Here is a 14,226-nt window from a genome sequence, read left to right as displayed (position 1 = left end):
GATGGCGAGAATCGGATTCCTCGGACTGGGGACCATGGGACGCGGGATGGCGGACAACCTCGTGAAGGCGGGGCACGACGTCACCGTCTGGAACCGCAGCGCGGTCCCCGAGGTCGCGGGAGCGGCGACGGCCGGGTCCGTCGCCGACGCGGCGGAGGGCGCGGACTTCGTCCTCTCCTGCTTCGCCGACGACACGGCCGTGCGCGAGGTCGTGCTCGCCGAGGGCGGGCTCGCCGGCCTCGTCGATCCGTCGACGATCGTCGTCGACCTGTCCACGATCAGCCCCGAGGCCAGCGACGAGGAGCGCGCGGCGTTCGACGCCCGCGGCGTCCGCCTCCTGGACGCCCCGGTGTTCGGCTCGAAGGGCGAGGCCGCGGCGGGCGGGCTCTGGGTCGTCGTCGGGGGCGACGCCCAGGTCTTCGCCGAGGCGCGGCCCGTGCTCGAGGCGATCAGCGAGACCGTCCACCACATCGGCCCCGGTGGCTCCGGTGCGCGGATGAAGCTGGTCGGCAACCTGATCGTCGCGTCGCAGCTGCTCGCGCTCGGCCAGGCGCTCACCCTCGCCGAGAAGGGCGGGCTCGACCTGCACAAGGTGCTGGAGGTGCTCGCCGTCACCGACTTCAAGTCGCCGATCTTCGACGGCGTCGGTCCCTCCGTCCTCGCCGGCGACTACTCGCCGTCCTTCGCCCTCGCGCTGATGCAGAAGGACGCGGGGCTGATCCAGGCCTACGCGGACAGCGTCGGCGCGCCCGTCCCCGGCGTCGGGACGGCCCGCCACTACATCGACGAGGCGATGGCCGCCGGCTTCGGCGGGGAGAACGCCTCGGCGCTGATCAAGGCGATCGCCGCCGAGGCCGACGTCGACCTGACCCGGCGCTGACCCTCCGCCCGGGGGTGCCCCTGCCCGGCCGTGACGGCTGCCGCAGGGGCTCCCCAACACCCTCCCCGTCCCGGCCGCGCCGCGTGCTTCACTGGAGGGATGACCACGCGTGACGACCACATCGCCGACTTCGCCGAGTTCCTGACCGCCTCCCCCTCCTCGTACCACGCGGCCGCCGAGGCGGCACGGCGCCTCGAGGGAGCCGGATTCACGGGGCTGGACGAGACGCGGGCGTGGCCCGCGGAGCCCGGCCGGTACTACGTCGTCCGCGACGGCGCGATCATCGCCTGGCACCTGCCCGAGGGCTCCGGGGCGACCACGCCCTTCCGCATCCTGGGCGCCCACACCGACTCCCCCGGCTTCATGCTCAAGCCCCGGCCGACGATCGGCTCGAAGGGCTGGCTGCAGGCCGGCGTCGAGATCTACGGCGGCCCGCTGCTCAACTCCTGGCTCGACCGCGAGCTCGAGCTGGCCGGGCGCGTGGTCACCCGCGACGGCTCGACGCGCCTGCTCCGGACCGGTCCGCTGCTGCGCATCCCGCAGCTCGCGATCCACCTCGACCGCACGGCGAACGAGGGCCTCACTCTCGACCGCCAGAAGCACACCGTCCCCGTGTTCGGCGTCGGCGACGCCTCCGAGGTCGACCTGCTCCAGCTGCTCGCCGCGCACGCCGGGCTCGACGACGCCTCCGACATCGCCGGCTACGACCTGCTCACCGCCGACACGCAGGCGCCGCGCCGCTTCGGCCTCGACGAGATGTTCCTCGCCGCCGGGCGGATGGACGATCTCAGCTCCGTGCACGCCGGCCTCGTCGCACTCCTCGCGGCGAGCGCCGATCCCGCGGCGCCGCCCGCGCACATCAGCGTGCTCGCCGCCTTCGACCACGAGGAGCTCGGCTCGGCGAGCCGGTCCGGAGCGAGCGGGCCGTTCCTCGAGGACGTCCTCTCGCGCATCGGCACGGCCCTCGGCGCCGGCGTCGACGAGCGCGCCCGGGCGATCGCCGCCTCCTGGTGCCTCTCGGCCGACGCGGGCCACTCCGTGCACCCCAACTACTCCGAGAAGCACGATCCCGCGAACCAGCCGGTGGCCGGGAAGGGGCCGCTGCTCAAGATCAACGCGACGCAGCGCTACGCGACGGATGCGCGCGGCGCGGCGCTGTGGGCGGGCGTCTGCGAGCGCGCCGGGGTCGGGTACCAGGAGTTCGTCTCGAACAACTCGGTGCCGTGCGGATCCACGATCGGCCCGCTGACCGCGACCCGGCTCGGCATCTCCACGGTCGACGTGGGAGTGCCGCTGCTCTCGATGCACTCGGCGCGCGAGCTCGCCCACGTGGACGACCTGGTCGCCCTGACCGCGGCGATCGAGGCGTTCTTCACTCCCTGAGCCGGGTCCGGCGCGCCCGGGGCCCGTGGCTCCGCGCAGCCTGTGGGCGGACCCTGCGACTCCGCGCAACCGCCAGGCGGGCCCTGCGACTCCGCGCAACCGCCAGGCGGGCCCCGCGGCTCCGCTCAGTCGCCGGGCGGCCGCCGGCGCTGCTGCTTCGTCTCGGAGCGCTGCTGCTTCGCGGCGAGCCGCCGGCGGGTGGAGCCGCGCGTGGGCCGGGTCGGGCGCCGCGGGGCGGAGGGAGGCGCGAGGGCCGCGGTGATGATCCCGCGGAGCATCTCGAGGGCCGTCTCGCGGTTGCGCAGCTGCGAGCGCTCCTGCGCCACCGTGACGGTGACCGCCCCGGAGACGAGCCGCCTCCCGAGGCGCTCGAGCAGGCGCGAGCGCTGCTCGTCCGAGAGAGCCGTCGACTCCTCGACGCTCCAGGTGAGCTGCACGCGGCTGTCGGAGGTGTTCACGTGCTGCCCGCCGGGCCCGGAGGAGCGCGAGAACCGCCACTGCAGCTCCGATGCGGGGACGACGAGCCCCGGCCGCACCTCGAGATCCATGCGGCAAGCCTGGCACGCGCCCACCCCGGAGCGGGAGCGCCGGCGATCCGCTCCCGGGTGCGGTGTCCTCTTCCGGACGTGTCCGCTACAGGCTCTTGTCCCCGCCGTGGTCACGTCCGGACACTGGAAAGGTGCCCGGGCGGGCGCATCGGCCGACTCCTCAGGGCCACCCGAAGGCGTCGAGGGGTCGGCCGCACCGTGTCTGCGACGATGGCGGGCATGACGATCCTCGACCGGTTCCTCGCGCGCCTCGACGAGGAGGGAGCCCGCGACGGACTGCCGCAGGGCGCCGTGGAGGCGGCCCGGCTCGCACTGGCCCGCGCTCGTGACGCGCACGATCCCGAGGAGCGGACCGCGGCACTCGCGCCGCTCGCCCGGCAGATCTCGGACACCTGGCCGCACGCCTCGACGCTCGGCCGGGACGTGCTCGGGTACGTGCAGGGGCTGCGCCGGTAACGCCGGGATCAGGCCCCGCGGCCGGTCCACGCCGAGACCCCGTCCCCGCGGCGGCACTGCCCCGCCCCGGCTCAGTCCTCGCGCGGCACCGTCTCGGCGAGGTCGATCTCGCCGTCGTCCAGCGCTCCCGGCTCGAGCGCTCCCGGCTCGAGCGCTCCCGGCTCGAGCGCCTCCGGATCGACGAGCACCGGCTCTCCGGCACCGGCGTCGCCGTCGCGGGTGCGCGAGTCCGCCGCCCACGCCGTGCCGAGCGCGAAGAGCGTCGCCACTCCGTAGTGCTCCATCGCGGCGGCCACGCGGCGGCGGCCGGTCCGCGGATTCATGCCGAGCCGGTGCGACGCGGTCTCGAGCGTGACGCCCTGGCGCATCAGCCGGAGCAGCGGCAGCCAGCTCTGGTCGACGGCGCCGATCGGAGCGGCCTGCCGCCACAGCACCTCGAAGTACGACTCGACCAGCCCCGCCAGCGCCGCATGGCGCACGCCGAGCACGCTGGTCGGCTTCGTCTCGCCCCGCTCGAACGGGACGGCGAGGTGGTCGCCGTCGACCCAGAACCAGCTCGGCGGGCTCTCGAGGAGCCGGTACTCGACGCCCGCCGCCTGGTACGCCTCCACCCGGGCGAGCACCCGGGGGTCGCGCGCGCCGGCGGCCGGCATGATGACGCGCACCCGGTCCTTCGCCGCGAGCGCGTGCCCGAAGCGGATCGCCCGCTCCGTCGGCGGGTCGAGGAACCGCTCCACGTTCGGGAGCACCGCCACGAGCGAGCCGGAGTCGCGGCGGACGAGGTCGAACCAGAGGTCCTCGGACGCGTGCGGCCCGTGACGGAGGAGGGTCGGCACCGGATCCGTCGTGTCCTCGCCGACCCGCCAGGCGCCGAGCAGCATCGGCAGGCCCGCGACGACGCGCTCGATCCCGTCCAGGGACTCCCTGCCCGCCCGCCGCGCCGACTCCGTGTGCCGGGCGATGGCCGCGGCCGCCCACTCCATCGGCGCCGGGAAGTCGAGCTGCTCGCCCTCGCCGCCCATGAGCCCCCGGCCGCGGAGCCGCTCGATCGCCGCAGCGACCTCGGCCTCGTCGATGTGGGTCAGCTCCGCCGCGTCGGCCAGCGTCGCCGGCCGTCCCCGCAGCAGCGCAGCCAGGAGTCCGTCGTCGTCCATGCGTCTCCTTCGCCGTGGGCCGTCACCCGAGGGTGCCGTCTCCGCGGTCGAGGAGCAAGGGACGCGCGGCGGACGGCGGGGAGCGGCCAGGCGGGGGCGGGGGATGAACTCGTGACGGGCACGGACCTCGGCTCACCTGAGGACTTCCAGCGGAAGCCTTCTTCTCCGCTGTCGATCGCGATCTTTCGCCGTGGCGCCTCGTCACCGGGAAGGCGGTGGTCACTGCGGACGTCCGGGATCGATCAGGAGCCCGGTACTGCGATCACTCGGACAGCAGCGGGATCGAGCGGCCCAGGCGCCTGCCGTACTCGGCGATGGCGCGGCCGACGGGGAGCCGCTCGGCCTCGTAGCGCTCGAGCGCCTCGTCGACCGGGTGCCGCGCGAGGGAGGCGGCGAGGGCCAGCGCGTCACCCGCCGCCTTGGCCGCGCCCATGGCCGTGTGCGGCCGCACCGTCACGGCGGCGTCACTGAGGAGGGCGACCCGGCCGCGGACCGTCCGCGGCGGGACGTAGTCGACGATCGCCTGCAGGAAGGGCTGCGGCTCGGCGAGGACGGCGGCCGCGAAGGGCGGCGGCAGGCGGTCGACCGCGTCCTCCTCGAGCCGACGGCGGAGATCGGGAGCGAGATCGCCGGGCGCGAGGGACACGCTCTCCGGCGGACGGCCGGACGCCGTCATCACTCCGCGGAGGGCGTCCTCCGAGAGGGGCCGGTACCAGACCCAGTTGTAGCGCCGTCGGCCGGGCTCCACCTCGCCGGCGGGTCCGGGGACGAGGTAGCCGAGCATGTGCTCGCCGGGCGCGGTGTAGAAGGCGAAGCGCCCTAGCAGAGTCGCCGCGGCCTCGGCGGGGAGCGCCGACTCCGGGATCAGCCCGCGCCAGGTCGAGTAGCCGGCGTAGCGGTTCCCCGGCGCCTCGGGCGCGACCGCCGCGCGCATGACGGATCCGAGGCCGTCGGCTCCGATGACGACGTCGAACTCCACGCCGCTCCCGTCGCGCAGCTCGACGACGACCGGGTCCGTCCCGGTCGAGGGGCGCACCCCGGCGACGGCGTGACCGAGGAGGTAGCGGTCGGCGGGGATCCGCGAGCGGAGCGTGTCGTAGAGGTGGTCCCACGACACCTGCGTCTGCGGGGAGGGGTCGCGGCCGATCACGCGCCCGGAGCGGTCGAGGGTGATCCGCTCGTGCGCGACGACGCCGACCCGCGCCTCGTCGTCGCGGCCTATCGCGTGCAGGAGGTCGATCAGGTCCTGCTGGGCCACCAGCCCGGCTCCCCGCCGCGACAGCCCCGTCGCCGACCGCTCGAGCACCGTCACGCGGTGCCCGTCGCGGACGAGCAGGGCCGCGGCGAACAGTCCGCCGATCGAGCCGCCGACGATCCCGACGTCGAGCGGGCGCACCGCAACTCCTGCTGCCATGAGCGCGACCGTACCGGCGAGCGCGCGGCGCCCGTTCCTACAGACGGCGGAACAGCGCCCCTCAGGTGCGGTCGTCCACCCGCAGTGATCGGATCATCCCGCGGAGCAGGCGCGCCGCCGCCTGCCGCTCCTCCTCCGCGAGCCCCTCCAGCATCCGCAGCTCCACCCCGCGGACGGCGGCGGACGCCTCGGCGAGGCTGCGGCGTCCGCGCTCGGTGAGCCGGGCGGGGAGCACCTTTCCGACCGGAGCCGCGTCGGGGCGGATGACGACGCCGTCGCGCTCGAGGGTCTGCAGCAGGACGTTCATCGACTGCCGGGTGACGAAGGCGCCCCGCGCGAGCTCCGAGTTCGAGAGGCCCGGCCGCTGGGCGAGGAGCTCGAGGCAGGAGTAGTGGGTGACCGTCATCCCGAGCGGGCGGAGCACGGCCTCCATCGCCGCGCGCAGGGCGCTCGACGCCTCCTTGAGGAGGTAGCCGAGCGAGGTCTCGAGGTCGATGCCGTCTCGACTCATGTCAGTATTCTGACATATGCTCCTGTGTGTCAAAAATCTGACACAACCGAGGAGGAACCCCATGCCCGTCACCGGCCCCGACTTCGTCTCGCTCCAGGTCCGCGACCTCGCGGCGTCCCAGGCGTTCTACGAGCAGTACCTCGGCCTGGTCCGCTCGCCCGCCGGCCCGCCGCACGCCGTCGTCTTCGCGACGACTCCGATCGCCTTCGCCCTGCGCGACCTCGCGCCCGGCACCGACCTCGACTCCGCCTCCCGCCCCGGTGTGGGCGCCGCGATCTGGCTGCACGCGACCGGCGTGCAGGAGATCCACGACGCGCTCGTCGCCGACGGGCACCCCGTCGTCGCGGCTCCGATCGACGGCCCGTTCGGGCGCACCTTCACCTTCGCCGACCCGGACGGGTACCACGTCACCCTGCACGACCGCGCCTGAGCGGAGTGAGACGGGGCGGGGCCGACCGCGCCTGAGCTGAGCGGGGCAGAGCGGGACGGGACGGGGCAGAGCGCCTCAGCCCATCGCGCGCAGCTGGGCGGCGAAGAGGTGCAGCGAGCGGTCGACCTCGGGCAGCGCCGGCGTCCGGTTGAGGTGCCCGTGGGGCATGCCGGCGGCCAGGTGCCCGGTCACGGCGACGCCCGCCTCCGCGAGCTGGCGCAGGAGCAGCTCCGCCGACCCCCGCAGCTCGTCGTACTCGTTCACGACAACCGTGACCGGAGGCAGACCCGCCAGCGGCGCGGAGCCGGGCAGCGCCTCGACGGGGAGGTCGGAGATCCGCCCGAGGTAGGTGCGCACCATGCCCTCAATGCTCGACGGAGGGAAGCGGAGGACCGGCGGCAGCTCGCGCAGCTCGGCCGCGATCGCGTCGTCGACGGCGGGGTTGGGGAAGTGGGCGAAGGGGTAGGCCAGGAGCACGTGCTCCGGCAGCCGCGCACCGGCGTCGCGCTCGCGGAGGACCGCGCCGAGGGCCAGGGCCGCTCCCGCGCTCGCGCCGCCGATCGCGACGGGCGTGGATCCGGACTCCGTGCTGCGGAGGTGCCGCCAGGCGGCGTGCACGTCGTCCAGCGGGACGGGGTAGCGGACGTCGGGGCCGGCGAGCCGGTAGTCGACGGAGACGACCCGGGCTCGCGCCCGGTGGGCGAGCTCCGCCGCGACGACGTGCGACTCGCGCATGTCGATGCTCCCGGCGGCGAATCCTCCTCCGTGCACCCAGAGCAGAGCGCGCTCGGGCGCGGCGGGCGAGTACACGCGCAGCGGGACCGGTCCGTGCGGGCCGGACGCCGTCTCCGTGACGACGTCGATCCCCTCGGGCAGCGACCAGGGCCCCGGATCCTCCTCGAACGCGACCATGCGGGCGGCCTGCTCGGCGTCGAGCGGATACGCGAGGCCGGCCAGGAGGGGCAGCCGAGCGGCGAGGTACGGATCGAGCGGCATCGGCGCCTCCTGCGGGGTCGGGGTCGCGGACCACGCTAGCCCGGCCGCGGGTCCTCGAGCGGCGCCTGCTCAGCCGCGTCTCTGCAGGAGCATCACGCCGTCCAGGAGCACGGCTGCCGTGCCGTCGGGAGCGGTCACGGCGCGCTCCCGCGTCTCGACGAGCTCCGCGGTCCACTCGGCGGGGTCGAGGGCCAGCTCGGCGAGCTCCTCCTCGGGGCCGACGAGGTGCATCGCTCCGTGGCGGTGGTCGTCGCCGCTCGCCCACGGCGGGGGCGCGGCGTGCGAGACGACGGCGAGGCGGCCGCCGGGAGCGACGACGGAGGCCGCCCGCCGCAGCACGTCGATCCGCGGGAACTCGGCCATCGAGTGCAGGAAGCTCGCCGTCACCAGATCGAACTCCCCCACGACCGGCCAGTCCTCGGCGAGGTCTGCCTGCACGAAGTCCACATCGGCGCCCCGCTCGGCCGCGGCCGCGCGCGCCCGGCCCAGCGCCGTCTCGGAGAGGTCGAGCCCGGTGACGCGCCAGCCGAGCGACGCCAGCCACAGCGCGTCCGCCCCCTCACCGGCGCCGAGGTCGAGGGCGCGGCCCGGCGGCAGCGAGCCGACCAGCCCGACCAGCGTCGCGTTCGGCCGGCCCGACCAGATCCGATCGGAGTCGGCGTAGCGCGCCTCCCACTGCTCGCGTGCGGTGCTCATGCTGCTCCTCGTCCCCGGGCGCAGGGGCACCCGCGTCGAGGATGCCGCGCCGCCGCTCCGGCCGCCAGCCGTCGTGCCGAACCGGCACGGGCACCCGTCCCCGCGGACGACACGGCCGGACGGAGCAGCGGCGCCGCGCGGACCCGCCGGACGCACTTCCCCGACACGCCCCGCGCCGATTAGCGTCGGTGCATGGCCCTCCGACTCGAAGAGATCATCGTCGACTGCACCGACTTCCGGACCCTCGGGCACTGGTGGCAGGAGGCGCTCGGCTGGGACGTCGTGGACGAGGACGAGGACGGCATCGAGCTGCTCGCCCCGTCGGGCCGCGGGCCGAGCCTGCTCTTCCTCGACGTGCCCGAGCGCAAGACCGTGAAGAACCGGCTGCACCTGGATTTCGTGCCGGACGACCAGGAGGCGGAGGTCGCGCGGCTGGTCGGCCTGGGGGCGACGCGGTCCGATGTCGGGCAGGGCGAGCAGTCCTGGGTCGTGCTCGCCGACCCGGAGGGCAACGAGTTCTGCATCCTCTCGGCGCGGGAGTGAGAGCGCTTCCACTTTCCGGGACGGTTGTCGGGAAAGCGCTTCCATGCGCATGCATCGAAAAAGATTCTGAAATGTCAAGGGTAGAACGATCGTTCTCGACTCCCTAGCATCGCCTCCGACGCGTTTCCCGACCGGGAGCGCGCGGAGCCGAGGAGTCACCGTGACCACCTACGACAGACCCGTCGCCGCCGTCGGCATGACGCAGTCGCAGCAGCAGGGCGAGCTGCTCGCCGGCCGCGCCCTCGAGAACCGCGCCCTCGGCCTCTACGCGTACGCCTACCGCCTCACGCTGTCGGACTCCGCGGCGAGCGCCGCCCTCCGCCACGCCGCGGTCACCGTCCGCAGCGGACGGCCGCAGGGACTCGACGACACAGGCGCCCTCGACCTGATGCGCTCCGAGGTCGGGCGCGCGAGCGTGCAGCGCGGCGGCTCCGCGATGGAGCGCGCCGAGCAGGCCCCGCCGGCGATCCGCGAGGACGACCTGCTGCGCTCGGGCTTCCACCGCCGCCTGCACGCCCTGCCGACGCTCGAGCGCCAGGCCTGGCTGCTCCGGCACACCGGCGGCCACGACGTCGACGCGATCGCGGCGATGCTGCAGGAGCCGGCGGAGCACATCCGCTCGGCCCTCGCCTCGGCCGCCCGCACGCTGGTCGAGGGCGAGCTGGCCGAGAGCGAGTCCGCGGAGTAGCGCGGCACCGAGGTGCCCGAGAGACGCCGGGTCCAGCCGGCGGCGCCCCTCAGGCGTCTGGGACCCGGCAGCGACTCGGCGCGACCGGGAGGACGGGGTCAGTCGAGGTAGTCGATGTCGTCCCACGGCTGGTGGACGTCACCGGTGTCGCGGTCGTCGTCCGGCACCTCGAGCTCCTCGAAGATCACCGGAACACCTGTCGAGATCAGGACGCTGACCTGGCGGTTGCCCACGATCACGAAGTCGACGAGGCCTCCTCCGGCCTGCGTCGCCTCGGTCGCCGACCGCTTCAGCTCGGCGACGTCGGTCCCCTGGGACAGCCCGTAGGTCTTGCCCTCGATGGTGACGGTGGTGCGGATCATGTGGCGCTGCTGCTCCTCGGCTCGATGGGTTCAGCGTACGAATCGCGACAGAGCGCTGCCAGGCCTTGCGGTGGACGCCCGCGGCTGCCACGCGTGAAGTGGCCGACTGAGGCGAGCGGCGTCCGGCGCCGAGGCCGGAAGCAGCGTGACGGGCCGCTCGGGCGGATCCGCCGCTCCTGACCTCGGTTCCGGACACCGGGCGGCGGAGTCAACCGGGCGCGCTCCACGGAGCTCCCGCCGTAGCGTGGAACCTGTCCGCACGTTCCGCATCCAGCGACAAGGAGGATCCGATGACCGAGAAGAACACTCCCGAGGACCCGCAGACCACCGACCCCGAGCACGTCGACCCCGAGACGGCCACCGACCCCGAGGGCGACCCGGTCGAGAACCCGTCGGGCTGACGCCCGCACCGGAACGGCCCGCGGCCGCCGGGACACCGCTGAGAAGGCGGCGTCCCGGAGGTCGCGGGCCGTTCCCGTGTCCGGCGCCGCCATACTGACGGAGTGCAGGCCGAGGACGACGAGCGCAGGGATCTCGAGCGGATCCTGTCGGCCCGACCCCGCGACGACGGCGCCGACCGGGACGGGCGGCGCGAGGCGCTGCGACGGCTCGGCGAGCTGGAGGCGGAGGACGCTCCTCCCGGAGTGACGCGGTCCGGCGCGCAGACGGGCGCCGCGCCGTCCGTGGCGCAGCCGGGCGCGGCGCATCCCGGGACGGCGACCGACTCGCGTCTCCTCCTGCCCGCGACCGCACTCCCGCTGTCGGCGACTGCCGGCTCCGAGACTGCGGAGGCGCCCGCCGAGCACCCCGACCGGCCGGCCCCGCGGACGCCGCACCCCCGCCGCCGCCGCCTCGTGCTCGCCGCCGCGATCGTCGGCGGAGCCGCGGTCGGCGCGATCGTCCCCACCGCGCTCCTCCTCCCTCCGCCCGCGGACCCCGTCGCCCCGCCGACCGCCTCCGCGGATCCCGCCGACCGCTTCGCCGCGCTCGTCGAGGGCTGGGAGCCGACCACCGACGTCCCGCCGGGCCTCGCCCTGCTCGCCGGGGAGGCCGTCGTCTACGGCTCCGGGTTCGACACCGCCGAGAACGACCGCCTGCTGATCACCGAGCCGAACGGCACCACGGTGTGCCTCGCCGTGCAGCGCCCGGACGCGTCCTTCTTCGCCGGCTGCACCGGCTCGGAGGCGTTCTTCGCCGGGGAGCCCCTCCGGGTCAGCGGCACGACGCTCCGCAGCGGCGCCCCGGTGTACACGCAGATCCTGCTCCGCCCGGACGGGACGATCGAGGGCGGCTACCAGCTGGTGCCGGAGTCGCCGCAGCCCGAGGCGGAGGAGTCCGGAACGGTGGAGTCCGGGTCGGTGGAGTCCGGGTCACCGGACCCCGCGACCAGCGAGCCCTGAACCGCCGGGGCCGCGACCAGCGAGCCGTGAGCCCGCGACCAGCGAGCCTCTAGGCGCGCGTCGCCTCCGCCGCGTCCGCGATCACCTCGGCCGCGGACGCCGTCCGCTCCCACACCGCGCGCTGCCGCTCGGCGCCCGTGCCCCGCGCCAGGACCCGCTCGACGCCGCACGCCGCGACCTCCTCGTCGCCGGACTCCGCCAGCGCCCGACCCGCGTGGTCGAGCAGGCGCGCCAGTACCGCGGAGGCGGGGGCCGGGCAGCCGTCGACCGGATCGATGAGGTCGCCGGTCGTGCCGTGGCGGCTCGCCAGCCAGGAGGAGACGGCGATCACCGGAGTCGGCAGCGCCACGGGCGGGACCCCGGCGTCCGCGTCGCGCACGGCCGTCTCGGCGAGCGCCCGGATCAGGACGGCGATCAGCGCCGAGTCCTCGGCGTGCAGCGGGACGTCGGCGATGCGCACCTCGACGGTCGGGTGCGCACGGGAGAGGCGGGCGTCGAAGTAGAGCATCCCCTCGTCCAGCAGCACGCCGCAGGAGGTGAGGGAGGCGACGACGCTCCGGTACTGCTCGACGTCGCCCCAGATGCCGACCGGGCCGGCGGAGGGCCAGCGCCCCCAGGACTGGTAGCGCCAGCTGGCGAACCCGGTGTCGACGCCGGCGCTCAGCGGGGAGTTGGTGCTCAGGGCGAGGAGGGCGGGCAGCCAGCCGCGCAGCCGGTCGAGGACCGCGATGCCCTCCTCCGGCGACCCGATCCCGACGTGGACGTGCAGGCCGCAGGTGAACTGCTCGCGGGCGACGAGGCCGAAGCGCTCGGCCATCCGGTCGTAGCGCTCGTCGGCCGAGAGGTGCGGCTCGAACGCGGCGGGGCTGGTCGCGACCGCGACGGCGCGGGCACCGACCTCGCGGGCGGAGTCGTCGGCCAGGCGGCGGCCCTCGCGCAGCCCGGCCAGCAGCGCGTCGTGCGTGCGGGCGGGAGCGCCGACCGCCTCGATCTGCTCCGCCTTGAGCTCGGCGGCCAGGGCGACCGCCGCGGAGCCGCGGACGGAGCCGAGCAGCAGCGGCGCCGCGGGCGTCGGGAGGAACGTGCCGGCGTCGACGAGGAGGTACTCCTCCTCCACCCCGAAGGTGCGGGCGCTCATCGGAGCGCCTTCCGCTCGAGTCCCCCGCCGCAGCCCACCCGGTCATCCCACCGTGCCGGGCGCCCGCCGGGCAACCGTCCTCGGCCGATGTTCAGCGTCGTGACGCCCGCGGCGCCGGTCCGCGGGCGGGCTGTCAAGGCCGGGTGCTGCCGGGCGCGGAGCGGCAGGATCGGAGCACACCCAGAACCGGAGGTCCCCGTGCCCGACAGCACTCCCGAGCAGACCGAGTACGACGTCGCCGTCATCGGCGCAGGACCCGCGGGGACGGCCGCCGCCCTCCGCGCCGCGGAGCTGGGAGCGCGCGTCGTCGTGCTCGAGGCCGCGCGCGTCGGCGGCACCTGCGTCAACACCGGCTGCGTGCCCACCCGCGTCCTGGCGAAGACGGCGCGGATGATGCGCGAGACCCGCTCCGCCGGCGACTACGGGATCGAGATCGGCACTCCCGTGCTCGACTGGGCCGCGACCGTGCGCCACGTGCACGAGCGCGTCGACCTGGTGCGCTCGATCAAGCGCGAGGCGCAGCGGTTCGAGGAGGCGGGGGTCGACCTGATCCACGAGGGCCGCGCCCGCTTCGTCGACGAGAGCACCCTCGTGCTCGACAGCGGCCGGCGGATCCGCGCGCGCTCGATCATGGTCTGCGTCGGCGGGCACTCGCGGCGGCTGCCGATCCCGGGCGCCGAGCTCGCGACCGTGCCGGAGGACGTGCTCGGGCTGACCGAGCTGCCGCGCCGCGTCGCCGTGATCGGCGGCGGCAACACGGGCGCCCAGCTCGTCACCGTCTTCAACGCCTTCGGCTCGGAGGTGACGCTCCTCGACGTCGCCCCGCGGATCCTGATGACCTCCGACTCCAGCATCTCCGAGCACGTCGCGTCCGCCTTCGAGCGCCAGGGCGTCCGCGTCCGCACCGGGATCGAAACGGTGTCGGGCATCGAGCGGCAGGACGACGGCTCGCTCGCGATCGCGTGGCGCGAGGGCGGTGAGGACCGCACGGCCGAGGTCGACGTGGTGATCATGGCCACCGGCTGGCCCGCCGACGTCGAGGACCTCGGACTCGAGAACGCGGGCATCGAGGTCGTCCGCTCCGCGATCCCCGCCGACCAGTACTTCCGCACCGTCGTGCCGCACATCTTCGCGGTCGGCGACGCGAACGGGCGCGACATGCTCGTCCAGGCGGCGCAGTTCGAGGCGGAGGCCGCCGCCGAGAACGCGGTGCTCGGCGCGAACCGGCGCACGCCTCAGTTCCTCCTGCCCGCGGGCGGATTCACGGACCCTGACTACGCGGGCGTCGGCTTCACGCAGGAGCAGGCCCGCGAGCGCGACCCGCAGTGCGTCGTCGCCTCGGTGCCGTTCTCCAATTTGGACCGCGCCGTCATCGACGACCGCGAGAACGGGTTCCTCACGCTGATCGCCGACCGGCGCCGCGAGCTGCTGCTCGGCGCGCACGCGGTCGGCGAGAACGCGATCGAGGTCGTGCAGTCGGTGACCACGGCGATGGCGGCCGGAGTCGACCTCGCGACCCTCGCGAACGTCCGCTTCGCCTACCCCACCTACAGCGCGGTGATCGGGATGGCGGCGCGCGCCCTGCTGGCCGAGCCGGCGCGCCCGACCGAGCTGGACTGACGCGCTA

General features: G+C 74.9%; 16 protein-coding genes. 8 read left to right on the top strand and 8 right to left on the bottom strand.

The window, feature by feature from the left end; genetic code table 11:
- The first annotated feature begins 1 nt into the window (after position 1).
- A complete protein-coding gene (locus GTU71_RS13385) occupies positions 2-880 on the top strand; it encodes an NAD(P)-dependent oxidoreductase (protein ID WP_159940499.1) in 879 nt (292 codons plus the stop codon).
- A gap of 99 nt (positions 881-979) precedes the next feature.
- The gene (locus GTU71_RS13380) at positions 980-2,263 is read left to right on the top strand and encodes a M18 family aminopeptidase (RefSeq protein WP_159940497.1); all 1,284 of its coding nucleotides are present in this window, start codon (positions 980-982) and stop codon (positions 2,261-2,263) included.
- Positions 2,264-2,388: 125 nt separating this feature from the next.
- Here GTU71_RS13380 and arfB read toward each other — a convergent pair whose 3' ends face one another.
- Positions 2,389-2,811 (bottom strand): alternative ribosome rescue aminoacyl-tRNA hydrolase ArfB, encoded by a 423-nt coding sequence (arfB, locus tag GTU71_RS13375; protein ID WP_104257473.1) that lies wholly within the window; start codon positions 2,809-2,811, stop codon positions 2,389-2,391.
- Between the two features lie 219 nt (positions 2,812-3,030).
- Between arfB and GTU71_RS13370 the strand changes: the two genes are divergently transcribed.
- On the top strand, positions 3,031-3,267 hold the full coding sequence (locus tag GTU71_RS13370; RefSeq protein ID WP_159940495.1) for a hypothetical protein: 237 nt from the start codon (positions 3,031-3,033) through the stop codon (positions 3,265-3,267).
- Positions 3,268-3,338: 71 nt separating this feature from the next.
- Here the strand turns inward: GTU71_RS13370 and GTU71_RS13365 are convergent, their stop codons facing one another.
- From GTU71_RS13365 to GTU71_RS13355, 3 genes are all read right to left on the bottom strand, one after another.
- Positions 3,339-4,421, bottom strand: coding sequence for a hypothetical protein (locus GTU71_RS13365; protein WP_159940493.1), 1,083 nt, complete (start codon positions 4,419-4,421; stop codon positions 3,339-3,341).
- Positions 4,422-4,683: 262 nt separating this feature from the next.
- A complete protein-coding gene (locus GTU71_RS13360) occupies positions 4,684-5,835 on the bottom strand; it encodes an FAD-dependent monooxygenase (protein WP_167305256.1) in 1,152 nt (383 codons plus the stop codon).
- 61 nt (positions 5,836-5,896) lie between these two features.
- The gene (locus GTU71_RS13355; protein WP_159940491.1) at positions 5,897-6,346 is read right to left on the bottom strand and encodes a MarR family transcriptional regulator; all 450 of its coding nucleotides are present in this window, start codon (positions 6,344-6,346) and stop codon (positions 5,897-5,899) included.
- A 61-nt stretch (positions 6,347-6,407) separates the two neighbouring features.
- Here GTU71_RS13355 and GTU71_RS13350 point away from each other — a divergent pair, with 61 nt between their 5' ends.
- Positions 6,408-6,776 carry a VOC family protein gene (locus GTU71_RS13350; RefSeq protein WP_104238135.1) on the top strand — a complete coding sequence of 123 codons (369 nt, stop codon included), beginning with the start codon at positions 6,408-6,410 and terminating at the stop codon, positions 6,774-6,776.
- A 75-nt stretch (positions 6,777-6,851) separates the two neighbouring features.
- Here the strand turns inward: GTU71_RS13350 and GTU71_RS13345 are convergent, their stop codons facing one another.
- Positions 6,852-7,772, bottom strand: a complete 921-nt coding sequence (locus tag GTU71_RS13345) for an alpha/beta fold hydrolase (protein ID WP_159940489.1) — start codon at positions 7,770-7,772, stop codon at positions 6,852-6,854.
- A 69-nt stretch (positions 7,773-7,841) separates the two neighbouring features.
- Positions 7,842-8,468, bottom strand: a complete 627-nt coding sequence (locus GTU71_RS13340) for a class I SAM-dependent methyltransferase (RefSeq protein ID WP_104263260.1) — start codon at positions 8,466-8,468, stop codon at positions 7,842-7,844.
- Between the two features lie 192 nt (positions 8,469-8,660).
- Here GTU71_RS13340 and GTU71_RS13335 point away from each other — a divergent pair, with 192 nt between their 5' ends.
- Together GTU71_RS13335 and GTU71_RS13330 are read left to right on the top strand one after the other, a co-directional pair.
- Positions 8,661-9,011, top strand: a complete 351-nt coding sequence (locus GTU71_RS13335) for a VOC family protein (RefSeq protein WP_104224051.1) — start codon at positions 8,661-8,663, stop codon at positions 9,009-9,011.
- A 160-nt stretch (positions 9,012-9,171) separates the two neighbouring features.
- Positions 9,172-9,699 (top strand): hypothetical protein, encoded by a 528-nt coding sequence (locus GTU71_RS13330; protein WP_159940487.1) that lies wholly within the window; start codon positions 9,172-9,174, stop codon positions 9,697-9,699.
- A 98-nt stretch (positions 9,700-9,797) separates the two neighbouring features.
- Here GTU71_RS13330 and GTU71_RS13325 read toward each other — a convergent pair whose 3' ends face one another.
- The gene (locus tag GTU71_RS13325; protein ID WP_104224053.1) at positions 9,798-10,061 is read right to left on the bottom strand and encodes a hypothetical protein; all 264 of its coding nucleotides are present in this window, start codon (positions 10,059-10,061) and stop codon (positions 9,798-9,800) included.
- A 503-nt stretch (positions 10,062-10,564) separates the two neighbouring features.
- On the opposite strand from GTU71_RS13325, the gene GTU71_RS13320 reads away from it, so the two are divergent.
- A complete protein-coding gene (locus GTU71_RS13320; RefSeq protein ID WP_159940485.1) occupies positions 10,565-11,461 on the top strand; it encodes a hypothetical protein in 897 nt (298 codons plus the stop codon).
- Positions 11,462-11,510: 49 nt separating this feature from the next.
- Here the strand turns inward: GTU71_RS13320 and GTU71_RS13315 are convergent, their stop codons facing one another.
- A complete protein-coding gene (locus tag GTU71_RS13315; RefSeq protein ID WP_159940483.1) occupies positions 11,511-12,599 on the bottom strand; it encodes a glutamate--cysteine ligase in 1,089 nt (362 codons plus the stop codon).
- 198 nt (positions 12,600-12,797) lie between these two features.
- On the opposite strand from GTU71_RS13315, the gene GTU71_RS13310 reads away from it, so the two are divergent.
- Positions 12,798-14,219 (top strand): NAD(P)/FAD-dependent oxidoreductase, encoded by a 1,422-nt coding sequence (locus GTU71_RS13310; protein WP_244230559.1) that lies wholly within the window; start codon positions 12,798-12,800, stop codon positions 14,217-14,219.
- Positions 14,220-14,226 lie beyond the last annotated feature (7 nt).

Origin of the sequence: Rathayibacter sp. VKM Ac-2762 (assembly GCF_009866585.1) — a bacterium.
Lineage (GTDB): Bacteria > Actinomycetota > Actinomycetes > Actinomycetales > Microbacteriaceae > Rathayibacter.
The sequence above is the reverse complement of the archived record's forward strand: the minus strand, read 5'-3'. Positions and strand labels throughout refer to the sequence as shown.